22 protein-coding genes are annotated in these 24,103 nt (G+C 29.3%); 6 read left to right on the plus strand and 16 right to left on the minus strand.

Going from position 1 to position 24,103, the window contains the following annotated elements:
- Positions 1-130: 130 nt before the first annotated feature.
- From AC2TEO_RS02750 to AC2TEO_RS02760, 3 genes are all read left to right on the plus strand, one after another.
- Positions 131-1,177 (plus strand): sensor histidine kinase, encoded by a 1,047-nt coding sequence (locus AC2TEO_RS02750; protein ID WP_442266630.1) that lies wholly within the window; start codon positions 131-133, stop codon positions 1,175-1,177.
- Between the two features lie 13 nt (positions 1,178-1,190).
- Positions 1,191-1,898: a LytR/AlgR family response regulator transcription factor gene (locus tag AC2TEO_RS02755; protein ID WP_442266631.1), complete on the plus strand. Its 708-nt coding sequence runs from the start codon at positions 1,191-1,193 to the stop codon at positions 1,896-1,898.
- A 115-nt stretch (positions 1,899-2,013) separates the two neighbouring features.
- A complete protein-coding gene (locus AC2TEO_RS02760; RefSeq protein ID WP_442266632.1) occupies positions 2,014-3,324 on the plus strand; it encodes a sugar MFS transporter in 1,311 nt (436 codons plus the stop codon).
- A gap of 251 nt (positions 3,325-3,575) precedes the next feature.
- Here AC2TEO_RS02760 and blaOXA read toward each other — a convergent pair whose 3' ends face one another.
- The 3 genes from blaOXA to AC2TEO_RS02775 form a co-directional block, all read right to left on the minus strand.
- Positions 3,576-4,427, minus strand: coding sequence for a class D beta-lactamase (gene blaOXA / locus AC2TEO_RS02765; RefSeq protein WP_442266633.1), 852 nt, complete (start codon positions 4,425-4,427; stop codon positions 3,576-3,578).
- A 62-nt stretch (positions 4,428-4,489) separates the two neighbouring features.
- Entirely contained in the window at positions 4,490-5,953 is a 1,464-nt protein-coding gene (locus tag AC2TEO_RS02770; RefSeq protein WP_442266634.1) for an AAA family ATPase, read from the minus strand.
- Between the two features lie 3 nt (positions 5,954-5,956).
- Entirely contained in the window at positions 5,957-7,099 is a 1,143-nt protein-coding gene (locus tag AC2TEO_RS02775; RefSeq protein WP_442266635.1) for a vWA domain-containing protein, read from the minus strand.
- Between the two features lie 80 nt (positions 7,100-7,179).
- Here AC2TEO_RS02775 and AC2TEO_RS02780 point away from each other — a divergent pair, with 80 nt between their 5' ends.
- Positions 7,180-7,995, plus strand: a complete 816-nt coding sequence (locus AC2TEO_RS02780) for a DUF1853 family protein (RefSeq protein WP_442266636.1) — start codon at positions 7,180-7,182, stop codon at positions 7,993-7,995.
- Between the two features lie 225 nt (positions 7,996-8,220).
- Here AC2TEO_RS02780 and AC2TEO_RS02785 read toward each other — a convergent pair whose 3' ends face one another.
- Both AC2TEO_RS02785 and AC2TEO_RS02790 read right to left on the minus strand, forming a co-directional pair.
- Positions 8,221-9,141, minus strand: coding sequence for an EamA family transporter (locus AC2TEO_RS02785; RefSeq protein ID WP_442266637.1), 921 nt, complete (start codon positions 9,139-9,141; stop codon positions 8,221-8,223).
- 41 nt (positions 9,142-9,182) lie between these two features.
- On the minus strand, positions 9,183-10,412 hold the full coding sequence (locus tag AC2TEO_RS02790; protein WP_442266638.1) for a class I SAM-dependent rRNA methyltransferase: 1,230 nt from the start codon (positions 10,410-10,412) through the stop codon (positions 9,183-9,185).
- A 143-nt stretch (positions 10,413-10,555) separates the two neighbouring features.
- Here AC2TEO_RS02790 and AC2TEO_RS02795 point away from each other — a divergent pair, with 143 nt between their 5' ends.
- The gene (locus AC2TEO_RS02795; RefSeq protein ID WP_442266639.1) at positions 10,556-11,773 is read left to right on the plus strand and encodes an NADH:flavin oxidoreductase/NADH oxidase family protein; all 1,218 of its coding nucleotides are present in this window, start codon (positions 10,556-10,558) and stop codon (positions 11,771-11,773) included.
- Positions 11,774-11,984: 211 nt separating this feature from the next.
- On the opposite strand, the gene hisIE is transcribed toward AC2TEO_RS02795, so the two are convergent.
- The 11 genes from hisIE to hisG form a co-directional block, all read right to left on the minus strand.
- Positions 11,985-12,572 carry a bifunctional phosphoribosyl-AMP cyclohydrolase/phosphoribosyl-ATP diphosphatase HisIE gene (gene hisIE, locus AC2TEO_RS02800; protein ID WP_442266640.1) on the minus strand — a complete coding sequence of 196 codons (588 nt, stop codon included), beginning with the start codon at positions 12,570-12,572 and terminating at the stop codon, positions 11,985-11,987.
- Positions 12,573-12,663: 91 nt separating this feature from the next.
- Positions 12,664-13,005 (minus strand): cyclic-phosphate processing receiver domain-containing protein, encoded by a 342-nt coding sequence (locus AC2TEO_RS02805; RefSeq protein WP_442266641.1) that lies wholly within the window; start codon positions 13,003-13,005, stop codon positions 12,664-12,666.
- 198 nt (positions 13,006-13,203) lie between these two features.
- Entirely contained in the window at positions 13,204-13,959 is a 756-nt protein-coding gene (gene hisF, locus AC2TEO_RS02810) for an imidazole glycerol phosphate synthase subunit HisF (protein ID WP_442266642.1), read from the minus strand.
- A 1-nt stretch (position 13,960) separates the two neighbouring features.
- Entirely contained in the window at positions 13,961-14,473 is a 513-nt protein-coding gene (locus AC2TEO_RS02815; RefSeq protein ID WP_442266643.1) for a DinB family protein, read from the minus strand.
- Positions 14,474-14,477: 4 nt separating this feature from the next.
- Complete coding sequence (hisA, locus tag AC2TEO_RS02820) at positions 14,478-15,203, minus strand: 1-(5-phosphoribosyl)-5-[(5-phosphoribosylamino)methylideneamino]imidazole-4-carboxamide isomerase (RefSeq protein WP_442266644.1); 726 nt, start codon at positions 15,201-15,203, stop codon at positions 14,478-14,480.
- Between the two features lie 134 nt (positions 15,204-15,337).
- Positions 15,338-15,514: a hypothetical protein gene (locus tag AC2TEO_RS02825; RefSeq protein WP_442266645.1), complete on the minus strand. Its 177-nt coding sequence runs from the start codon at positions 15,512-15,514 to the stop codon at positions 15,338-15,340.
- Positions 15,515-15,801: 287 nt separating this feature from the next.
- Positions 15,802-16,383 (minus strand): imidazole glycerol phosphate synthase subunit HisH, encoded by a 582-nt coding sequence (hisH, locus tag AC2TEO_RS02830; protein WP_442266647.1) that lies wholly within the window; start codon positions 16,381-16,383, stop codon positions 15,802-15,804.
- A gap of 82 nt (positions 16,384-16,465) precedes the next feature.
- Positions 16,466-17,605 (minus strand): bifunctional histidinol-phosphatase/imidazoleglycerol-phosphate dehydratase HisB, encoded by a 1,140-nt coding sequence (gene hisB / locus AC2TEO_RS02835; RefSeq protein WP_442266648.1) that lies wholly within the window; start codon positions 17,603-17,605, stop codon positions 16,466-16,468.
- A gap of 76 nt (positions 17,606-17,681) precedes the next feature.
- Positions 17,682-18,716 carry a histidinol-phosphate transaminase gene (gene hisC / locus AC2TEO_RS02840; RefSeq protein ID WP_442266649.1) on the minus strand — a complete coding sequence of 345 codons (1,035 nt, stop codon included), beginning with the start codon at positions 18,714-18,716 and terminating at the stop codon, positions 17,682-17,684.
- A gap of 72 nt (positions 18,717-18,788) precedes the next feature.
- A complete protein-coding gene (gene hisD, locus AC2TEO_RS02845; protein ID WP_442266650.1) occupies positions 18,789-20,075 on the minus strand; it encodes a histidinol dehydrogenase in 1,287 nt (428 codons plus the stop codon).
- Positions 20,076-20,271: 196 nt separating this feature from the next.
- On the minus strand, positions 20,272-21,129 hold the full coding sequence (gene hisG, locus AC2TEO_RS02850; RefSeq protein WP_442266651.1) for an ATP phosphoribosyltransferase: 858 nt from the start codon (positions 21,127-21,129) through the stop codon (positions 20,272-20,274).
- 600 nt (positions 21,130-21,729) lie between these two features.
- Here hisG and AC2TEO_RS02855 point away from each other — a divergent pair.
- Positions 21,730-23,361, plus strand: a complete 1,632-nt coding sequence (locus tag AC2TEO_RS02855) for an ABC-F family ATP-binding cassette domain-containing protein (protein ID WP_442266652.1) — start codon at positions 21,730-21,732, stop codon at positions 23,359-23,361.
- Positions 23,362-24,103 lie beyond the last annotated feature (742 nt).

Raw genomic sequence — 24,103 nt, forward strand, 5'->3', positions numbered from 1 at the left:
AATGATAATAAACAACATAATTTAATAGATAAACACAAAAAATGTGTTTAGTTAAGCAAACATGAAATTTTTTTTAAATAAAAAAATCATAATTTTATGAACTTAAACCTAAAAATAGTATTCACAATACATGAGTTTAAATTCTAGTAAGATAATACCTAACATAGCTATTCCTATTAAGTTTCACTTACTTTTTTGGTTAAGTTATTTCTCTTTTAATATTATTCGTTGGGGTAGTTATTTTGATGATTATTGGTATTCTTTAAAATCTAACTTAGTAGAATTTCCATTACATATAATTTTAGTTTATATTAATTTACTTTATTTTATTCCAAAATTCTTAGCTCAAAAAAAATATAAAACCTATATAATACTTTTATTAATATCATTAAATGTTCATTATATAGTTCGTACAGGACTTAATTACTTTCTTGTTTCAAAAAATATTTGGCCAGAAGCTACTGGACACCAAGAAGCCTTCACCTTTAATCATATTTTAGCTGTTACATTAGGTGAATTATATGTTTTAGCATTGGTTACTACAATTAAATTAATAATAGATTGGATAAACCAACGTCAAAGGCTTGAAAAACTCTCAAAAATTAATTTACAGACCGAATTAAATTTTTTGAGAATGCAAATTCAACCTCATTTTTTTTTTAATACTTTAAATAATTTATATGCTTTAACATTAGATAAGTCAGACCTTGCTCCTGAAGTTGTTTTAAAACTTTCTAATATTATGCAATACGTCTTATATGAAGTTAAAGAGGATAAAGTTAAATTATCTAAAGAAGTCGAGTATATTAAAGACTATGTTGATTTACAAAAAATTAGATATGAAAAAGAATCAAATTTTAAAATTAATATTAAAGGAGATTTAGATAAAATAGAAATTGCTCCTTTAATATTTCTTTCTTTTATTGAAAATAGTTTTAAACACGGAAAAAAAAGTGATAATTTTTATGTTCATATTAATATAGAACTTAAAGAAAATAATATTTTATTTTTCTCGGTAGAGAATAATTATGAAAGTTCAGATTCTATGAAAAAAATACAAGGTATTGGAAATAAAAATGTAAAAAGAAGATTAGATTTATTGTATAAAGACAAATATAATTTAGATATAGTAAAGGAGGAAAATATATTTAAAGTTTTATTAACTATTTCTCTATAGCACAAGAATTAAAATGAACTTAAATTGTATTATTATTGATGATGAACCTCTAGCAATTAGAGTAATAGAAAATCATTTAAAAGAATTTCAAAATATTTCAATAGTTGGTAAATTTAATACACCTGTTGAAGCTTTAACTACTTTAGAGCAAAACAAAATAGATGTTATATTCTTAGACATTAACATGCCTAAAATGAATGGTTTAGTTTTTTTAAGAAGTGTTTCTATTAAACCCTATATTATAATTACAACAGCTTACAGAGAATATGCTGCCGACAGTTTTGAGTTAAATGTTTTAGATTATCTAGTAAAACCAATTCCATTTGCTAGATTTCTCAAATCTATTAATAAATTAAATCAACAACTATATTTAAAACAAAATGCTGAAAAATCTCTAAATGAACCAGATTCTTTCATTTTCTTAAAAGTTGATAAAAAATTAGTTAAAATTAAATACCAAGATATTCTTTACATTGAAAGTTTAAAAGATTATATAAAAATATATACTAATGATAATAATTTTATTGTCCATAAATCTTTAACTAGTATCACAGAAGAATTACCTAGTAAAAAGTTCATTCGTATTCATAGATCGTATACTATAGCTTTAGATAAAGTAGATTCTATTGAAGGAAATTTAATCGGAATAGGAAAAAAAAGAATAACTATTGGCAGAAAGTATATTAATACCACTAAAAAAATAATTTTAAATCAAACGTAGTACTTAGTTTATTTATAATTATTCAGCGTGAAAATTATGTCGAACGTAGAAAAAATTTATTTTTTTTAATGTTTGTACATATACTTATCTCTTTTAATATAAAAAGAACTTAAAAGTGATAAGAGATACTAACAACAACTACAAAACAGCTATTGTAATAATCGCTGGCTTATTTTTTATTTTCGGATTTGTTACTTGGATAAATGGAGCTTTAATTCCTTTTATGAAAACCATTAACGAATTAACTGAAGCACAATCATATCTTGTTGCATCTGCTTCATACATTTCTTTTGTAATTATGGCTTTACCTGCTTCTTTTCTTCTTAATAGAGTAGGTTATAAAAAAGGAATGTCTATTGGTTTAATTATCATGGGAATAGGAGCTTTAGTTTTCATACCAGCTGCTAACTCTAGAACATATACATTATTCTTAATAGGTATTTTTATTCAAGGAACGGGGATGACTATTTTACAAACTGCTGCTAATCCATATATAACAATTTTAGGTCCCATAGAAAGTGGTGCTAAACGAATAGCAATAATGGGAATAGCTAATAAAGTAGCTGGTTCATTAGGTTCTATTTTATTTGGAGCTTTGTTACTTTCTGGTATAGATAAGGTTAAAGACGAACTAGCATCTTCAGATGCTTCTAAAAAAGCTGAACTTTTAGATACTATGGCAAATAGCGTAATAACGCCTTATATTATAATGGCCTTAGCACTTTTTATTTTAGGAATTTTAATCAAATGGGCTCCCTTACCAAAAATTGAAGCTTCTAATAATATCAATCAAGAAACAATTAATGTAAAAGATAAAACAAGTATTTTTCAATTTCCTCATTTATGGTTAGGCGTATTAGCTTTATTTGTTTATGTAGGTGCAGAAGTAATAGCTGGCGACACTATTATTGCTTATGGAATCTCTTTAGGTGTTTCAGCTTCTGAAGCTAAATTCTTTACTACTTTTACTTTAATGGCAATGATAGCTACTTATGCGTTAGGTGTTATACTAATTCCTAAATATTTAAGTCAAGGCTTAGCTTTAAAAATAAGTGCCGTTTTAGGCTTAATTTTTACATTCTTAATTATAAATACAACAGGATTTACTTCTATATTATTTGTTGCTGCTTTAGGTATTGCTAACGCTTTAGTTTGGCCAGCAATATGGCCTCTAGCTTTAAAAGGTTTAGGTAAATTTACAAAGACAGCTTCTGCCCTGTTAATTATGGCTATAGCTGGTGGAGCCATAATACCTCCTCTATATGGAAGAATAGTTGATGTGAATAAAAAAGATTTAATTTCTGAAGGAATTAATCAAGTAGAAGCTTTAGCTAGCGCTTCTACGAGTAGTTATTGGGTTCTATTTCCTTGCTACGCAATAATACTTTATTATGCTATTTGGGGACATAAACTAGATTCAAAATAAAAATCCTACATAAATAAAAATTACATATAACTAATTATAACATTATATACACCTGATAAAAAAACACTTACACTCAATATAAGTTGTAAAAAAGATACACTTGAGGTATTTTTGATTTGAAAAAGGAAAATGAATTAGTTAATTAAAAATGAATTAGAAATTAAAAAAAGCTAAAAAGAAAGATATAATTTTAAGTTTGTTTACAAATCGCAAAAAAACTCATCAATAAAGCTATGATTTTGGTGAGTTTTTTATTTTTTATCCAAATAGTTCAAACTCTTTAAAGCTTCCATCGTTATTTTTTTTCTCGATTTTGGAAATAAACTCATATCAAATTCTGGGGAAGGTTCAACATTTGTAGCGAAAAAAATTACATTGTCTTTCTGTTCTACAAAACCTACAAACCACCCATTACTTTTTTCATCTACGATAGACCAACCTGTTTTACCGCTTAACTTATAAACTTCATTATCATTTATAACCATCATTTTTTTCATAATACTATTTGTTCTCTTATTTATTGGTAGTTCAGTATTATAAAAACGACGTAAGAAATTAATTTGTTCATATTGTGTGATTTTTGAGTTTCCTTGAAGCCAAAAATTATCTATTGTAGTAGAATCAAATTTTATATCACCGTAATCTAACTTAGCCAGATAATTTTGCATTCGCTTTACTCCTATTTTCCTAGCAATCTCTTGATAACATGGTACGCAAGAATAATGAAATGCCTTTTTAAATGTTAAATCTTGCTGCCATAACTTGAATCTTCTAGGATTACCATTCCATTTTAAAAGTGTACTATCATTATCTACAATACCTAATTCTAAAGCAATTATAGAGTTTGGTATTTTATAAGTTGATGCTGGTAATTTCCCTGTTTTTGCCCAATTAAAATCATTAGAAAAATATCTTTTCTTATGCACATCGTAAACAAGAATTGAGCCCTTTAATTTTTCTCTATCTAATATTTTCTGAAAAGAAATTACTATACTATCTCTATTAGATTCTTTTTCAGTAATACTTGTTTTTATATTTGTCTTTATTGTCTCTTTACACGATATAATTAGTGAGACAATCATTAAAATTTTAAATACTTTCATCTCAAAATTTAAAAAATAGCTCAGCATAAAAACTGAGCCATTAAAATTTTATATTTCTAGTTTTAGATTCCTCTAATATAATTTGCTAATGGATCATTGAATTGAAAACCTGTAGTAAAACGTTCTTTATTTAAAATTTTATATTCAGACAAAGCCCAAAGAATAAACTCTTTTAAGAAATACAAATCTTCTTTAGGAAATTCAGGTTGATGTGTACTTATTAAAGTATTTAAAGGCGTTATACTATCTAACTGTTCTTTAAAATAAGTATCATCCATATCATCTAATAATTCAATCGCATCTTTTGAATAGAACCATTGAGAAATTCCATCATAAGGAGTTTCCTCATCTTCTCTCTTTAGCTTTTTGATTTCTGGGAAAAGTTCAACAAAAATTGTTTTTACAGCACTGCTAATTAAAGATTGCGCTACAACATCTGCTCCTTCTTGTTCACCTTCGTATACCAATTCTATTTTTCCAGTAATTGCAGGAATTGTACCAAAGAAATCTAATAATCGAATTGATGTTTTATCATCTTCAGTTAACAAACTTCTGCGTTCAGCTGTACTCAATAAATTTTCAAATATAGAAATACTCATACGAGCACTTACACCACTTTTTACATCTACATATTCACTTTCTCTGGCTTCAAAACTAATTTGTTCAACTAATCTTTTAGCTAATTTAGGCACGTAAACAGTGTCTTTTTGTCCTTGTAAAATTTTAGCTTCTTGCTCTGTAATTTTCTCTGCAATATCCACTGATTTCGGATAATGTGTTAAAATCTGTGATCCTATTCTATCTTTTAATGGCGTAACAATACTACCTCTATTTGTATAATCTTCTGGATTTGCAGTAAAAACAAACTGAATATCTAACGGTAAACGTAGTTTAAAACCACGTATTTGGATATCTCCTTCTTGAAGTATATTGAATAGAGAAACTTGAATTCGAGCCTGTAAATCGGGAATTTCGTTAATTACAAAAATACAGCGATTAGCTCTCGGGATCATTCCGAAGTGAATTACACGATCATCTGCATAATTCAATTTTAAATTCATGGCTTTTATCGGATCAATATCTCCAATTAAATCTGCTACAGTTACGTCTGGAGTTGCTAACTTTTCAAAGAAACGTTCATCTCTATGCAACCAAGTAATTGGTGTATCGTCTCCGCGCTCTGCTATTAATTCTTTAGCAAAACGAGACAAAGGATTGAAAGGATCGTCATTAATTTCCGAACCTCCAACAACAGGAATATACTCATCTAACAAATTAACCATTAAACGAGCTAATCTAGTTTTAGCTTGTCCTCTTAATCCTAAAAGATTGATGTTGTGTTTAGATAATATTGCTGTTTCTAGCTCTGGAATTACAGAATTTTCATAGCCCCATACACCTTCAAAAACAGTTTCTTGATTCTTTAGTTTTTTAATTAAATTATTCCTTAATTCATCTTTAATAGAAATCGATTCATAACCTGCTTCTTTTAAAGCTCCAAATGTTTTTATTTCAGTATACTTCATAATTTATATTCCTCGTATTCTTTTTTTTCTATTTTGTTCGTAATCTTCAAAAATCATTTCTCCTAAACCTTTAAGTCCTGTGTAAAATGCTTTTCCTTGATTTGCTTGTGTAAAATGACGGATAAATTGCATTAAATATGGATCTTGAGCGATCATAAATGTAGTAATTGGAATGTGTAATTTTCTTGCTTGAGAAGCCATATTATAGCATTTCTCAACAATGTATTTATCTAAACCATTACTATTTTTATAATATGTTCCATCTGGTAGACGCAAACAACTTGGTTTACCATCGGTAATCATAAAAATTTGTTTATTGGTATTACGTTTTCTTCGTAAAATATCCATAGCCAATTGTAAACCTGCTACAGTGTTTGTGTGATACGGACCGACTTTTAAATACGGAAGTTCTTTTACAGAAATTGGCCAAGCATCGTTTCCGAAAACTAAAATATCGATAGTGTCTTTCGGATAACGTGTTTTTATTAACTCCGTTAAAGCCATTGCTACCTTTTTTGCCGGTGTTATTCTATCTTCACCATACAATATCATACTATGACTGATATCAATCATTAAAACCGTACTCATTTGAGCTTTAAAATTGGTTTCTTCTACAACTAAGTCTTGTTCAGTTAGTGAAAAATTACCTATTCCGTTATTAATTTGAGCATTTTTAATACTCTCTGTCATAGAAATTCGATCTAAAGCATCACCAAAATGAAAGTTTCTCAGTTCTCCTGTGCGTTCATCACCTTGACCTGTGGTTTTCGTTTTATGGTTTCCTAAACGGCTTTTTTTAAGTTTACCGAAAATTTGATCTAAAGCATTCTGACGAATAGCTTGTTCTGTTTTAGAAGTGATTTTTAATTTCCCATCACCATTTCCTGTTCCATCTTTTGGATCATCAAACTCTTCTCGGATGTAACCTTTGTTTTTTAAGTCTTCAAGAAAATCGTCTAAAGTATATTCAGGCGTGGTTAATTTATATTCTTTGTCTAATTGTTTTAACCATTCGAATGCTTCATCGAAATCACCAGAAGTGTATGTGATCAACTCTTTGAAAATATCAAAAAGCTTGTCGAATGGCGGAATCTGCTTTTCTTCAAATTTTTCAAAACGCAGTCCTTTTTTAAACTGATTAATCATACTATAAAAATACGGCTATTTGTATTTTTACACCAAGTTTGAAAATCATAAGTAATATTATTTAGAATTATTTAACATTAATGCATTTTAAAAACAAAGAAATACAATTACAATATCAAGGTTATTTAGAAACAAAACCTTTATGGACAAAAACTTTAAATAATCTTCATCAATTCACTGGTTATCAATTAAATTATATTGATTTATTTAAATTAAAAATTAATGACAATCCTAGACTAGGAAAACTAGTAGAACAATTTGTTTTTAATGAACTTAATGAAAACGAAAGCATTAATATTATTACTGAAAATCTACAAATACAGAATCATAAAATAACTGTAGGAGAACTTGATTGTATACTTTTACAAAACAATATACCTCATCATTTAGAAATCATTTATAAGTTTTACTTATATGATTCTTCTGTGGGAAATTCTGAAATTGAACATTGGATTGGACCCAATAGAAATGATAGTTTTTATCAAAAATATAAAAAGTTAATTCATAAACAACTTCCATTATTATATCACGAAAAAACTATTGAAGCCTTAAAAAAATATAATTTAAATGTAAAAGATATTCATCAGAAAGTACTTTTTAAAGCTCAATTATTTCCTCATATAAATGATTTAGAAAAAGATTTTCCTGTTATTAATAACGAATGTATTGAAGGATTTTATATTTATGAAAAAGAGTTAAATTTATTTGAAGATTGTAAGTTTTTTATCCCAACAAAACACAATTGGTTAGTAAAACCACATTACAATGTAGATTGGTTATCATTTGAAGATTTTAAAGAAAAATTAGCACTGTTTTTAAATAAAAAAAACTCTCCATTATCCTGGTTGAAAAAAAATAATGGCGAGCTATACAAAGTTTTCATAGTTTGGTGGTAAAATCACCACACAGCAATTAAAATATATACTTTTAAATAATAGGTAAATTTTTAAAGTGTTGTACCATTAAAAAAAATGTTCCCCATAATACTGTAACAGTAATTGCAGTATACATTACATAATTCAAAACTTTTTTCGTGTTCATATCAATAAAAAATTTAGTGGATTATATATATACTACAATTCACATTTAAAAATTCCTACCCTACACGAATTATTTTTTTCTTATGTTTTTTGAGAAGGTCGAACTTTTTGTTTAGTAATTCTTTTTCTTGAAGTAATAAAATATACTCCTGTTAATAAAACACAAGAAGCTATTATTGACTGATTTGTAAGTTTTTCTCCTAGAAAATACCATCCTAATAACAAAGCAATTACTGGGTTAACATATGCTGAAGTAGACACTTTCTCTGGTGATACAACTTTCAATAAATAATTAAATGAAGTGAATGCAATAATACTTCCAAACACAATTAACATTACAATCGACCATTGTACTTTATTACTTATTGAATAAATTGAAGTGATATCTTCTCCAAAAACCTGACTCCAAAAAAATAATAAAACACTTCCTATTGTCATTTGATATCCAGTACTTACAAAGAAGTTTTTGGGAAGATTAGCTTTAGAAACAAATACACTACCGTAACTCCAACTTAACACACAAGAAAGAATCATAAAAATTCCTAAAATCATACCTTCTGAAGTAGCAATTGTTTTCTGACTTACTAAAAGATACATTCCTAAAATTCCTAAACAAACACCAATAATCGATTTTTGTTGCATTCTCTTCCCGTCTATTAAACGTAATAAAAACAATACAAATAGTGGTTGAGTAGAAGCTAATAAAGCTGCGAAACCACTATCTACATATTTTAAAGCCCATACAAAAACTCCATTTCCATACACCAAAAATAAAAAACCTGCTATTGTTAAATTTAATAATTGCTTTTTAGTAACTTTTAATGACTTTTTTAAAAGTTTAGCGATAATTAGAATCAATATTCCTGCTACACCAAAACGAATAGATGCTAAAAATAAAGGTGGTAATTCTGCAACTGCAATTTTATTTAATAAATAGGTGGAACCCCAGATAAAATAAATTGAAAAAAAAGATAATAGAATAAGTAATTGTTGTCTGTTCATTGGTCTAAGGTAATGCTTATTCTATTATCAAATTGTATAAATTAATCTAAAAATTGATAATAGCCACATTTTAAATATGCTCCCTCTGGAAAACCAATAGGATGATCGATATCATGGTAAGTTTTAGCATCTATTTTAAATCTTCTTTTTGATGCTTTTAATGTTTCTTCATTAATACTAAAAAAAGTCTCAGCAACAACTCTAGATGAACAAGAAGCCAAAACTAGCAATCCGTTTTTAGCTGTAAGTTGTACACCTAATTTCGCTAATTGTTTATATTTTTTCTCTGCTAAATCAATTTCTGAAGCTTGTTTTGCAAAACTTGGTGGATCTATAACAACAACATCAAATTTCACATTCTGCTGAATTAACTTTCGTAATTCTTCAAAAGCATCACCAGCTATAGTTTTATGAACTCCAGAATAATCATTCAATTTTCCGTTTTCAATAGCAATCTGTAAAGCCTGTTTACTAATATCTAAACTGGTTACTTCTTTTGCTTGATTATACAATGCATGAACTGAAAATCCGCCAGCATAAGAAAACACATCTAAAACACGTTTTCCTTTACTCAACTCTCCTACTCGTTTTCTATTTGCTCTATGATCTAAAAAATACCCTGTTTTATGTCCTTTAATCACATTTGCGGAAAAGTTTACACTGTGTTCTACGAATTGTACCACCTCATCTTCTAAAACCCCATAAATTACTTCTCCGTCTTTCAGATTATGATTTGGAGATTTCTCAACATTTCTACTTAAACGAATCACAACAGTTTCCGCTTTAGAAACTTGCTGTAAACTTTGTAATATATCTTGTAAAAAAGGTAACCAAATTTCAGAATACAATTTCACCACCAAGACATTAGCATATACATCAGCGATTAAAGATGGAAACCCATCATTTTCACCAAAAATAAGTCGGTAACTATTGGTATTTGTTTCTAATAATTTTTGGCGTTTGTTGTAAGCTGTTTCAATTTTAGTCTTAAAAAACTCAGCATTTATAGTAGCTTTTTCATTTTCATTATGAATAACTTTTATTCGAATTGGTGAATCTGCATCATACAAACCAATTCCAACAACCTTATTTCTTTTCTTACTAAAAATAATAGCTAAATCTCCAGTTTTAGGTTCATTGCTAATCTTTTCAATACTGTTTGAAAATACCCAAGGATGCTTTTTTATTACATGCTGTTCTCCTTTACTAGAAAGTTTTACAGCTAGGTTTTTAGGTTTATAGTTAGATACAATGTGTTCACTAAACTTCATAAATCATTCACTAAAAAATGAACTGCAAAAATAGGTATTCATGAAAACTATTCTCTAAACTTTTTCATTTTATATCTGAGTAATTTAGATGTATTAAGTATTTTTAAGAATTAAGTAAATTACATACTTTTTTAATCGACCCAATGACTATACTACAAGATGCGTTAATACTTCCAAACGGAACCACATTAGCTAATAGAATCGCTAAATCTGCAATGAGTGAAAACTTATCTAATAAAACTCACGAACCAACGCCAATTTTAATAAATGCTTATAAAAAATGGGCAAAAAGCGGTTCTGGATTATTAATTACGGGTAATGTAATGATTGATAGCAAAGCTCTTGGTGAACCTATGAATGTAGTTGTAGAAGACAAACGTCATTTCGAAAAATTACAAAAATGGGCAAATTCTGTACAAGGAACAAACACTCAACTTTGGGTACAAATTAATCATCCTGGGCGACAAGCAATGAATCAAATTAATAGTGTTTTAAAAGCTCCATCTGCAATTCCATTAAAATCTAAAGGAAGGAAAAAAGCAACAACTAAAATTCCAAAAGCCTTAACCCACAATGAAATCCTTGATATTGTTAAACGTTTCGGAACTACTTCAAGAATTTTAAAAGAAGCTGGTTTTGGAGGAGTTCAAATTCATGGTGCACATGGATATTTAGTAAGTCAGTTTTTATCACCTTATGCAAATGTTCGAGAAGATGAATGGGGAGGAAGTTTTGAAAAGAGAGCTAAGTTTGTTTTAGAAGTTTATAAAGAAATTAGAAAACAAGTAGGTGCAGATTTTCCGATTGGAATTAAGTTAAACTCTGCTGATTTTCAAAAAGGCGGATTCAATGAAGAAGATTCAATGAAGGTTATTGAGTTGCTTTCTGAAGCTGGAATTGATTTAATTGAAATTTCTGGAGGAACTTACGAAGCCCCTGCAATGATGATGGGAAATCGTAAGCAAAGTACCAAAGAAAGAGAAGCTTATTTTATTGATTATATCGAAAAAGCAAGAGCTATTACTAAAACTCCATTAATGTTAACTGGAGGATTTAGAACCGTTTCTGTAATGCAAGATGCAATTGCTTCTGAAAAATTAGATGTTGTTGGACTTGCGCGTCCATACTGCTTATTTCCAAATATTGGAAATGAAATTTTAAATGAATCTCGATCAACATTTCCTGTAAATATTAATAAAACAGGAGTAAAAGGAATTGATGGAATGATGAATATTATTTGGTATGAAGCACAAATAAAACGCCTAGGTTTAGGAAAATTACCTAAATTAAAACTAAGCGCTTGGTCTGTATTTTTTAATTACCTCTTTTTAATATTCAAGTTTAAGTTAACGAAGAAGTAAGACAATGATTACGTTACTATTAACCTTTTTAACTTTTACTTGCATTGCTATAGTTTATGCAATAATTGATACTATCTATAGAAAAATAATCCAAGTAAAAAACAGACAAAGGAATTCACCGATATATTGTCTTATTTATTTTTGCTGTCGTAACATCTGTTTTTAGAGATTACTTTTTTCTTTGATTATAGTACTAAATAAATAAAAACTATTAATGCCTGCTTTTTAAAACAGCTTCAATGTCTTTTAAAGTAAATCCTTTAGCTTTTAGTAAAATAATGTAATGGTACATTAAATCTGCAGCTTCATTCGTAAATAACTCATCGTTATTGTCTTTAGCTTCAATTACAACTTCTACGGCTTCTTCACCTACTTTTTGAGCTACTTTATTAATTCCTCTTTTATATAATTTGTTCGTGTAAGAAGATTCAACATTGTTATCAATTCTATCGTGGATAATTTGTTCTAACTCATATAAGAAACCTTTAGGAGTTTCTTCAGCAAAACAAGAGGTATTACCTTTATGACAAGTTGGGCCTTTAGGATCTGCTTTGATTAATACCGTATCATTATCGCAATCGATTTGAATATCTTTTACATGTAAAAAATTCCCACTCGATTCACCTTTGGTCCATAATCTGTTTTTACTTCTACTAAAAAAGGTAACTACTTGTTCTTTTTCAGTTTTTTCAAATGCTTCTTGGTTCATGTATCCTAACATTAAAACTTGTAAAGTATTATTGTTTTGAACCACAACAGGTACTAACCCATCACTGCTTTTAGTAAAATCTATTTTCATTTTTATGTTTTTGCTGTCAGGTCAAGCACAGTTGAGACCTACTGATATATTTATTTAAAATACTACCTCTCGACTGCGCTCGAGTTGACATTTATTTTCTATTTAAAAAATTGATATAATTATTTAATAATCCTCTTATTTGTTCTGCTGCTACTGGATTTGCAGAATGTACTTTATATTTTAATTCTGATAAATCTAATCCAGATTCATATACTAACCACTTTGCAGCAGCATATCCATCTAGAGCAACCTCACCATTTTTATCTAATCCAAGATCATTATCAAAACTGATAAACTTTGGTAATCCTTTTTCTTTTATGTAAGTAACAAACGTTTCGTAAGTTCTTACAATATCATAGTCTTTTTCTTCTGACACATCATAAACCATATCTATGGTTCTAATATCATCTAGAAATAATTTTTTCCTTTTCATTTTTATACTTTTAGTATCTATTTTGTCTTGATACAAAACGAATCAAAAAATCAAGACTTATGATAAAAATTTAAGAAAATACTACGGTATTACCTACCACAGATGAAAAGAACTCACTTCGTTCAAACAGCTTTTCATCTTTTAGTCCACTCTGTTACCTTGATTTTCAAAACTTTTATCAAATGTCATTTTTGTACCTCACAAACGAACTGGAATATTCTGATTTTTTAATTCTTGTTTTAACTCAGGAATTGGAATTTCTCCGAAGTGAAAAACACTAGCTGCTAATGCTGCATCTGACTTTCCTTCTATAAACGTATCTACAAAATGTTGCACAGAACCTGCACCACCAGAAGCGATAATTGGAATATTTAGTTCTTCTGATAACCTTGCTAAGGCTTTATTAGCAAAACCTGCTTTAGTTCCGTCATTATCCATAGAAGTAAATAAGATTTCTCCTGCACCTCTTTCTTCTACTTCTTTAGCCCAATCGAAAAGATTTAATTCTGTAGGAATCGTTCCTCCAGCTAAATGTACTTTCCATTCTCCATCAATTTGTTTTGCATCTATTGCTACAACTACACATTGACTTCCGAACTTTTGAGATAATTCATTTACCAGCTCTGGTCTTTTTACTGCTGATGAATTGATAGAAACTTTATCTGCTCCACATTTTAACAATGCATCTACATGTTCTACAGAAGAAATTCCTCCTCCAACTGTAAATGGAATGTTTACTTGTGCGGCAACTTTTTCTACCATTTCTAAAGTTGTTCCCCTATTTTCTAATGTAGCTGCAATATCTAAAAACACCAATTCGTCTGCTCCTATTTCTGCATATTGTTTAGCTAATACAACTGGATCACCAGCATCTATTAAATTAACGAAATTGACACCTTTTACAGTTCTTCCGTTTTTTATATCTAAACAAGGAATAATTCTTTTTGTTAACATGTTACTGTTTATTTTTTACTGTTAAATCGATACCATCATAAAATCCAAGATCTTTATTTTTTAATTGCTTAATCCAAAATGCAATTTGACCAGTATGATAAGAATAATGTTCTGTAACATGTATTGCTATTCCTATTCCTGAAAAATTAAAACCCTGTACTTTTCTCTTTCTCAAATACTCTTCTTGAGAAGTTTCTAAAATGGTACGTTTTGCTTCTTGTACTGTTGCTGAAAGTTTACTCAATAATTCTGCTTTTGTATATCCTTTTTCTGTAGAAAACTCTAAATCTCTATTTCTTTGATCTTCTTTATTCCCTAGAGAAGCAATGGCATACTGAGTTATATTTCCGCAAAGGTGTAAAATCAAATTACCAATACTATTTGATGATTGATTAAAACGTTTCCATACATCTTCTTCAGAAATTAAAGCCAGAGATTTCATATTCATTCTTGAACTTTCGTCAAGTCTAAAAATGATTTGCTCTTTAAATTCATTAAGTAATTCTTCATTCATAACATTAACTATTTGAAACTATAAAATTTTCTAATTCTTTTAAACTAACTCTATTCTCATAGATAGCCTTACCGATAATTACTCCTTCGCAACCTAGTTCTTTAACCTTATATAAATCATCAATTACTGCAACTCCTCCACTAGCTATTAAATTTACTCTAGTTGTATCAAGGATTTCTTTATAAAGTTTGTTTGATGTACCTGATAACATCCCATCTTTAGCTACATCTGTACAAATTACATTTGTAATGCCTATTTCTACATAATCAACAATAAATTCTACTACGTCAACTACAGAGGTTTCCATCCATCCATGTGTAGCTATTTTACGATTTTTACAATCTGCTCCAAGAATTATTTTGTCAGCGCCATATTCTTTAATCCAATTAATAAACACATCAGGATTTTTAACCGCAATACTTCCTCCTGTTATTTGATTTGCTCCACTTTCAAAAGCTATTTTAGCATCTTCATCAGATTTAAGGCCTCCTCCAAAATCTATTTTTAAATTAGTTTTTACAGCAATTTGTTCTAAGATATTGTAATTAACTATGTGTTTTGATTTAGCTCCATCTAAATCTACTACGTGTAAATATTCGATTCCAGCATCTTGAAATTCCTTAGCAACTTCAACTGGACTTTCATTATATATTTTTTTTGTATCGTAATCGCCTTTTGTTAAACGGACACATTTTCCGTCTATAATATCTATAGCTGGTATAATTCTCATTTTGTTAGTTGTTCTTTAGTTTTAGATTTTTGGCTTTTGGCAGTTAGCTACAAGCCTTCATTTTTATAATTACATGTATTATCTGAATAATATCAAACGATAAATGAAATAAATTAACTCCATCAAATTAGTAATTATAATTCCTTTACTACTTCTCTAATTTTATCAATCAAAAAATTGGTCTCTTCTAAATGATGTTTTTCTAATCTTTTATAACGCTCTTCCCTAGATAGAGATTGATCATCTACATACTTTTTAACTTTAATCCATTTATATGTTTCTAAAATGATTTGTTTCTCTTCTTGTGTCATTTATTTAATTATAAAGGTTATTAAAACGAATAATATTATTAAAATAGGATAACCTGTAATTGAAAAATAATACTGATAATCTTTCTCTTCTTTATTCTTAATTGATGCAATAGTTAGTGAAATACCTGCCAGAAATAATATATCTGCTATAATTGATAAAACCAAGATATTTAAACTATGCGTAAAAAAAGGTAAAAAAGCCACACATATATTGATAATAATGATGTACAATAACAGTTTAAAAGCCCACTTTTTATAATTCATTCTACTTTCCATTCTATTTTAAGTTATAAAGCTAAAAAGTTCTTTAAAATCTTTTCTCCTTCTACTCCACTTTTTTCAGGATGAAATTGCGTTCCGTAGAAATTATCTTTATGTAAAGCTGTTGCATATTTTACTCCGTATTCTGTAGAAGCTATGGCGTATTCACAATCTTCAGCATAAAAACTATGTACTAAGTACATATATTCATCTTCTTTTATGCCTTTGAATAATTCAGATTTTAAATCTGTTATCGTGTTCCATCCCATTTGTGGAACTTTAACTTCGTTAGAAAAACGTTTTATATCGACTTCGAAAATACCTAGACCTTTTGTATCTCCTTCTTCTGAAGAATTACACATTAACTGCATTCCTAAACAAATTCCTAAAACAGGTTGTTTTAAAGTTGGAATCACTTTATCTAATCCGCTTTCTCTTAGTTTTTGCATTGCAGAACTTGCTTCTCCTACACCTGGAAAAATCACTTTGTCTGCATTCTGAATTTCAGCTACGTTATTGGTTAACACAGCATCTACTCCCAAACGTTTAAAAGCAAATTGAATACTTTTTATATTTCCTGCTCCGTAATCTATTATTACTAATTTCATTCTTTTTTAGTATTGAGTAATTAGTATTAAGTATTAAGTTTTCAAAATAGTAAACTTTGTACTCAAAACTTAATACTAGCCACTAAAGTAGCCCTTTAGTACTTGGTAAAAACATTTTATTTGCATCACGCTTAACAGCCATTTTCATCGCCTTAGCAAAAGCTTTAAAAATACCTTCTATCTTGTGATGTTCGTTTACACCTTCGGCTTTAATATTTAAATTACATTTCGCTCCGTCTGTAAATGATTTAAATAAGTGGAAGAACATTTCTGTTGGCATATCTCCTATTTTCTCACGCTTAAACTCAGCATCCCATTCTAACCAGTTTCTTCCTCCAAAATCAACAGCAACTTGCGCCAAACAATCATCCATTGGTAAACAGAAACCGTAACGTTCTATACCTAATTTATTTCCTAAAGCTTTATTGAATAATTCTCCGAAAGCAATCATCGTGTCTTCAATAGTATGATGTTCATCTACTTCTAAATCTCCGTCTACTTTGATGGTTAAATCCATTGCTCCATGACGACCAATTTGATCTAACATGTGATCGAAAAACTTTAATCCTGTATCAATATCATTTTTACCAGAACCATCTAAATTCAGTTTGATATAAATTTTAGTTTCGTTCGTATTTCTTGTAATCTCTGCAACACGATCTTCTAACTTTAAGAACTCGTAAATGGCTGCCCAATCTGTACTTGTTAAAGCAATACAACCGACAATTTCTTGTTTAGAAGCTTCGATTTCATCTGCTCCTAATTCTGGATTCTCAGATAAGTAAATTCCCTTTGCTCCTAAATTTTTCGCTAATTCCATATCCGTAATACGATCACCTAAGACGAAAGAATTCTCTAAATCATATTCTTCAGAAAAATAATGTGTTAATAATCCGGTTCTTGGCTTACGAGTCGGTGCATTTTCATGAGCAAAAGTTTTATCAATTACTACTTCAGAAAATACAACTCCTTCTCTTTCAAAAGCTGTAATCACTTTATTTTGTGCAGGCCAAAATGTATCTTCAGGAAAAGAATCTGTTCCTAATCCATCTTGATTGGTTACCATTACTAATTCGTAATCTAGCTCTTCAGCTATTTTAGCCATGTAACGAAATACTTTAGGATAAAACTCTAATTTTTCTAAACTATCTAATTGATAATCGATTGGTGGTTCTATTACTAAAGTTCCGTCTCTATCTATAAATAATACTTTTTTGCTCACTTTATTTTCGTTTTAAAATGTCAGGTCGAGCAGAGTCGAGATCTTAATAACTTCTCGACTCCGCTCGAAGTGACAATTAACTTAATTCGTTTAATGCTTTAATTAATTTATCGTTTTCCTCAGGTGTTCCTACAGTGATTCTAATACAGTTATGAACTACTTTGTTACGGTTTCTAATAATTACCTTTTTTTGTATTAAAAAATCATACGTTTTATCTGCATTATCTACATTCACTAATAAAAAGTTAGCATCTGTAGGATAAATTTTATTTACAATTTTCAATCCAGCTAATTTCTCTCTCAAATTATCTCGTTCTTGTAAAATTGCTTTAATATTTGCTTGAACTAACTCATATGTGTTTAACGATTCTAAAACAGCTTCTTGATTTAAAACACTTACATTATATGGCGGTTTTACACGTTTGTATAAATCCATTAGTTTTTCATTCATATAAGCCGCTCCAACACGAACTCCTGCTAATCCCCAAGCTTTACTGAATGTCTGACTAACAATTAAATTTTCATAATCGTTAATTTTACTAATAAATGATGCTTGTTCACTAAAATCGATATACGCTTCATCTATAATAACAATGCCATCAAAATTATCTAGAATGTATTCTACATCTTCTATATTGAAAGAATTTCCTGTAGGATTGTTCGGTGAACATACAAAAATGATTTTCACTTTCGGGTCATCTAAATACGGTTGTAACTGATTTAAATTAATCTGATAATCATTAATTAATGGTTGTTTGATTAATTCTACATTATTGATTCCTGCAGAAACATCGTACATTCCGTAAGTTGGTGAGAATGTTAATGCTTTATCAACTCCGGGTTTACAAAAGATTCTGTAAGCTAAATCGATAATTTCATCGCTTCCGTTTCCTATAAAAACTTGACTCGATTCAACGTTTTTGATTTTCGCTAACTTTTCCTTGATTTCCCTTTGATGTGGATCTGGATAACGATTTAATGTTCCGTAAGGATTTTCATTCGCATCTAAAAATACATCTGCAGTTCCTTTAAATTCGTCTCTTGCTGATGAATATGGCGTTAGATTTAAAATGTTTTCTCTAACTATATTTTCTAAATTGATTGTTTTCATTATTTACTTGATATGTCAGATCGAGCGGAGTCGAGATCTAAATAACCTCTCGACTTCGCTCGAGGTGACAATTTAACTTTTAATAGAATTTAATCGTAACGCTACTGCATTTTTGTGCGCTTGTAAACCTTCTGCTTCCGCCATTAATTCAATCGCATTACCAATATTGTTTATTCCTTCTTTAGATAACTTTTGAAAGGTAATTTTCTTTACAAAACTATCTAACGAAACTCCACTATAATTCTTCGCATAACCGTAAGTCGGTAGCGTGTGATTTGTTCCTGAAGCATAATCTCCTGCACTTTCACAACTATAGTTTCCTAAGAACACAGAACCAGCGTTAGTTATTTTATCAATGAAATTATCAGCTTTTTCTGAAGCTATAATTAAGTGTTCTGGGGCGTATTCATTACTAAATTCAATACAGGTATTCATATCAGAAAAATATAATGATCTACTATTTTCTAAAGCTTTTTGAGCAATCTCATTTCTTGGTAATTCTGCTAATTGCTTTCCTACTTCTTTGTTCACTTCTGAAATTATAGTCTCACTATCTGATAATAAAATCACTTGACTGTCTACTCCGTGTTCAGCTTGCGATAATAAATCTGCCGCAACAAAACTAGGATTACAAGTTTCATCTGCTATTACTAAAACTTCACTCGGTCCGGCTGGCATATCTATAGCCACTCCAGATTGTTGCACTAATTCTTTCGCTTTAGTAACATATTGATTTCCTGGTCCGAAAATTTTATATACTTGCGGAATAGTTTCCGTCCCATACGTCATAGCTCCAACTGCTTGTGCTCCTCCAACTTTAAAAATTTGAGTTACACCAACTAAATTCGCTGTGTATAAAATTGCTGGATTAACTTTTCCTTCCTTATTTGATGGTGTACATAACACGATCTCTTTACAACCTGCAACTTTAGCTGGAATAGCTAACATTAAAATCGTTGAGAATAATGGTGCTGTTCCACCAGGAATGTATAAACCAACTTTTTCTATTCCTACAGATTTTCTCCAACATGATACGCCTTTGGTAGTTTCAATTTTTTGTGGAGCTTCCTTCTGAGATTCGTGAAACTTTTCAATATTATTTTTTGCTAAAATAATCGCTTGTTTTAAGTCTTCAGATACTTCATTTACTGCTTCTTTAATTTCTTCTTGATTTACAGTTAAAGAAGTTAATTTCACACCATCAAAACGTTCAGCATATTTGAATAAAGCTGTGTCTTTATTTTCTTTTACATCTTCCAAAATATTAGTCACAACTTCATCTAATGTAGATTTATCAAACTGTGCTCTTTTACACAAGTCTAACCATTCTTTCTGATCTGGATTGTCGTATTGTTTCATGATATTACAATTTGTTAAATTATAATTATATATCTACTCTAAATGTCACTTCGAGTGAAATTATTTGTAATGTAATGAAGAATAATTTTTTATCGAGAAGTTTTCGTTAATCGAATTGTTCTCGATACATATTTTATTACGATAACTCTTCATAAAAAACACTCGAACTGACATCTACTTTTTGTTATTAATATTTTTATTGTACCATATTTTCAATCGGACAAACTAGAATTCCTTCAGCTCCTGCTTCACGTAATTCATCAATTACATCCCAAAAATCGTTCTTATTAATTACTGAGTGAACAGAACTCCATCCTTCTTGTGCTAATGGTAAAATAGTAGGACTACGCATTCCTGGTAAAATCTTAGTAATAGTTTCTAACTTATCGTTCGGTGCATTTAATAACACGTACTTATTCTCTCTACCTTTTAAAACTGATTGTAATCTGAACTGAATTTTTTTTAAAATTGCTTCATTTTCTTCAGAAAGTTTTGGCGACTTTACTAAAACAGCTTCCGATTTTAATAAAACTTCAATCTCTTTTAAATTGTTTTTGAATAATGTGCTTCCACTAGATACAATATCACAAATCGCATCTGCTAAACCAATATTTGGTGCAATTTCAACAGATCCGTTAATAATGTGTAAATTAGCTGTAATTCCTTCTTTTTCTAAGAATTTCTCTACAGTTTTTGGATATGAAGTAGCAATACGTTTACCAGCTAATTCCTTTAAACTAGAAATTTCTGATGTTTTAGGTACTGCTATAGAAACTTTACATTTCGAAAAACCTAATTTTTCAACTACTTCGATACTTTCTCCTTTCTCTAGAATTAAATTTTCTCCAATAATAGCAATATCTACAACGCCATCTCTTAAATATTGCGGAATATCACCATTGCGTAAAAAGAATACCTCTAAAGGAAAATTTCTAGCTGATGCTTTTAGTTGATCTTTCCCATTATCGATAGAAATACCTATTGCCTTTAAAAGTTTAAGGGATTCTTCATTTAATCTACCTGATTTTTGAACTGCTAATCTTAATTTACTCATTGTTATTTTGTGTTGCTGTTTGAGTAAATCTTTAGACTCTTGAAAGTTTTATAAACTAAAAAAATCCGTTTGACTTACTCAAACGGATTTTAATTTTATGATTGTTATTACATACATATCACTATCAATTCGCCTGAGTGCAAATATGATGATGATGATGATGTAATTGAATAAAAGTCATTATAATTATTTTTCTGTTGCAAATTTATAAGATATTTTTTAAATCAACCAAAAAAAAGTTCGTAATGTTTTTTATTAAACAATTTACATCGAAATGTTTGATTTTATAACCTAAAAAATTAATTAAAAAATAAACAGTACGATTTTTAATCTCTATTTATGTTGGGTTCAATATGATTAAAAGATGTTAGTTCGAGTATCCCGATGGATATTGAGATGTATCGAGAACTAACTTAGAACCAAAATTGCCTTTCTCGATACGATTTTCTATCGAAAATCACTAGAACTGACAATTTTGACACCATATATTCTTATACAGAACTCACCTTATTTATAGAAATAATTAGTCATATTTTCTACTAAAATTAAAAGATCTACAATTCTAAAATCATTATTTTCGCGACATTATAAAATAACACTATGATATCAGTAGATCAATTAACAGTTGAATTTAACGGAAGTGCTTTATTTAGCGATGTTTCTTTTGTGATTAATGAAAATGACAAAATCGCTTTAATGGGTAAAAATGGAGCAGGAAAATCTACCATGATGAAGATTATTGCAGGATTAACTTCTCCTACAAAAGGAGGAATTCGTTGTTCTAAAGATACAGTGATTGCTTACCTTCCTCAGCATTTATTGATTGAAGATAATTGTACTGTAAAAGAAGAAACTTCAAAAGCATTTAAATCAGTTTTTGATATGAAAGCTGAAATGGATGATTTAAATAAGCAATTAGAAACGCGTACCGATTACGAATCTGAAGCGTATATGAAAATCATAGAACGTGTTTCGGATTTAGGTGAGAAATACTATGCTTTAGAAGAGATTAATTATGAAGCTGAAGTTGAAAAAGCTTTAAAAGGTTTAGGTTTTAAACCTGAAGATTTCGACAGAGCAACTTCTGAGTTTAGTGGTGGTTGGCGAATGCGTATTGAATTGGCTAAAATCTTATTACAAAAACCTGATTTAATTCTACTAGATGAGCCTACTAACCATGTTGATATTGAATCTGTAATTTGGTTAGAAAACTTCTTATTAAACAAAGCTAAAGCTGTTGTAGTCATTTCTCACGACAAAGCGTTTATTGATAATATTACTAATCGTACTATAGAAGTTACAATGGGAACAATTCACGATTATAAAGCAAATTATTCTCATTATTTAGAATTACGAAAAGAACGTAGAGCACATCAATTAAAGGCTTACGAAGAACAACAAAAGTTTATTGCAGAAACCAAAGCATTTATTGAGCGATTTAAAGGAACCTACTCTAAAACCAATCAGGTGGCTTCTCGTGAGCGAATGTTAGAAAAATTAGTTCCTGTAGAGATTGATGAAGTAGATACTTCTGCTTTAAAATTACGCTTTCCTCCTTCTCCAAGATCTGGTGATTATCCGGTTAAAGTTAGTGAATTGACAAAAGCGTATGGTGATCATGTCGTTTTTAAAGAAGCTAGTTTTGCCATTGCTCGTGGTGAAAAAGTATCTTTTGTGGGTAGAAATGGTGAAGGAAAATCTACCATGATTAAAGCTATAATGGGCGAAATTGATTTTGAAGGTGAAGGTGGATTAGGTCATAATGCTAAAGTTGGCTATTTTGCTCAGAATCAAGCTTCGTTATTAGATCCTGAATTAACGATTTTCCAAACGGTTGATGAAGTTGCCGAAGGTGATATTCGTACGCAGATTAAAAATATTTTAGGTCGTTTTATGTTTAGCGGAGACGATTTAGAAAAGAAAGTAAAAGTACTTTCTGGGGGTGAAAGAACGCGTTTGGCGATGGTTAAATTATTATTGGAGCCTGTGAACTTATTAATTTTAGATGAGCCTACAAATCACTTAGATTTAAAATCGAAAGATGTGATTAAAGAAGCCTTATTGGATTACGACGGAACTTTAATTTTGGTTTCTCACGATCGTGATTTCCTACAAGGTTTATCTCAAAAAGTTTTTGAATTTAAAGATCAACGTGTGATTGAGCATTTTGAAACTATTGATGCTTTCTTAGAGCGTAATAACATCAAGGCTTTAAAAGAGATTGATTTGTAAAAATGAATCTCTTTTCTGTGATTTCGACAGTCTAAATCACCATACTTAAAACTAATTTAAGTTTTCTTTTAGTAAAAGCGAAGGGAAACGTAAAAATCTATTAATATAACTTTCGAACATTTTGAATAAAATTCTGTCAATTCGAGTGGTTTTTCGCAATTAAATGAAGAAAAAATGTATCGAGAATAAGAATTTTAACTTCGAAATTGTTCTCGAAACGCTTTTTATATCTCAAAAGCACTACCATCGACATTTTTTAAAACACTAAAAAATAATAATTTATATCAATATGTAAATAACCTATATTTCCTCTCCTTTTCCTTGATGCAAAGGAGTAAAAATCAAGACTGAAAATGATAAGAATTTAAAAATACTAAGGTATCAACAACCACAGATGAAAAGAACTCCCTAAAGCTCATACAGCTTTTCATCTTTCGGCTAACCTTCTACCTTGATTTTTTTAAAATTCTTATCAATAGGTTAAGCTTTAATCTCAGTTAGAGAATTAATTTTTTTCGATCACTATAAATCGAACATTTATTTTACAGTGAAGTAATCTATATACCTGCGAATAAATTATTTCTTTCCATAGATTTTGCGCAGGAAACACAATAAAAAAGATTTGAAAAAAAACTTATTTTTAATTGCTTTTGTATTGTTCTCAATTAATTAATGTCATTAAATGTGTCTGGTCGAGCGCAGTCGAGACCTTTTTATTATTTTTATTGGTATAATTTAAAAA

It is taken from the genome of Tenacibaculum aquaeponti (assembly GCF_057221555.1).

Coding starts and splice junctions, on each gene's coding strand:
- AC2TEO_RS02750 (WP_442266630.1), top strand. CDS start 131: ATGAGTTTAAATTCTAGTAAGATAATACCTAACATAGCTATTCCTATT.
- AC2TEO_RS02755 (WP_442266631.1), top strand. CDS start 1,191: ATGAACTTAAATTGTATTATTATTGATGATGAACCTCTAGCAATTAGA.
- blaOXA (WP_442266633.1), bottom strand. CDS start 4,427: ATGAAAGTATTTAAAATTTTAATGATTGTCTCACTAATTATATCGTGT.
- AC2TEO_RS02770 (WP_442266634.1), bottom strand. CDS start 5,953: ATGAAGTATACTGAAATAAAAACATTTGGAGCTTTAAAAGAAGCAGGT.
- AC2TEO_RS02775 (WP_442266635.1), bottom strand. CDS start 7,099: ATGATTAATCAGTTTAAAAAAGGACTGCGTTTTGAAAAATTTGAAGAA.
- AC2TEO_RS02780 (WP_442266636.1), top strand. CDS start 7,180: ATGCATTTTAAAAACAAAGAAATACAATTACAATATCAAGGTTATTTA.
- AC2TEO_RS02785 (WP_442266637.1), bottom strand. CDS start 9,141: ATGAACAGACAACAATTACTTATTCTATTATCTTTTTTTTCAATTTAT.
- AC2TEO_RS02790 (WP_442266638.1), bottom strand. CDS start 10,412: ATGAAGTTTAGTGAACACATTGTATCTAACTATAAACCTAAAAACCTA.
- AC2TEO_RS02795 (WP_442266639.1), top strand. CDS start 10,556: ATGACTATACTACAAGATGCGTTAATACTTCCAAACGGAACCACATTA.
- hisIE (WP_442266640.1), bottom strand. CDS start 12,572: ATGAAAATAGATTTTACTAAAAGCAGTGATGGGTTAGTACCTGTTGTG.
- AC2TEO_RS02805 (WP_442266641.1), bottom strand. CDS start 13,005: ATGAAAAGGAAAAAATTATTTCTAGATGATATTAGAACCATAGATATG.
- hisF (WP_442266642.1), bottom strand. CDS start 13,959: ATGTTAACAAAAAGAATTATTCCTTGTTTAGATATAAAAAACGGAAGA.
- AC2TEO_RS02815 (WP_442266643.1), bottom strand. CDS start 14,473: ATGAATGAAGAATTACTTAATGAATTTAAAGAGCAAATCATTTTTAGA.
- hisA (WP_442266644.1), bottom strand. CDS start 15,203: ATGAGAATTATACCAGCTATAGATATTATAGACGGAAAATGTGTCCGT.
- AC2TEO_RS02825 (WP_442266645.1), bottom strand. CDS start 15,514: ATGACACAAGAAGAGAAACAAATCATTTTAGAAACATATAAATGGATT.
- hisH (WP_442266647.1), bottom strand. CDS start 16,383: ATGAAATTAGTAATAATAGATTACGGAGCAGGAAATATAAAAAGTATT.
- hisC (WP_442266649.1), bottom strand. CDS start 18,716: ATGAAAACAATCAATTTAGAAAATATAGTTAGAGAAAACATTTTAAAT.
- hisD (WP_442266650.1), bottom strand. CDS start 20,075: ATGAAACAATACGACAATCCAGATCAGAAAGAATGGTTAGACTTGTGT.
- hisG (WP_442266651.1), bottom strand. CDS start 21,129: ATGAGTAAATTAAGATTAGCAGTTCAAAAATCAGGTAGATTAAATGAA.
- AC2TEO_RS02855 (WP_442266652.1), top strand. CDS start 21,730: ATGATATCAGTAGATCAATTAACAGTTGAATTTAACGGAAGTGCTTTA.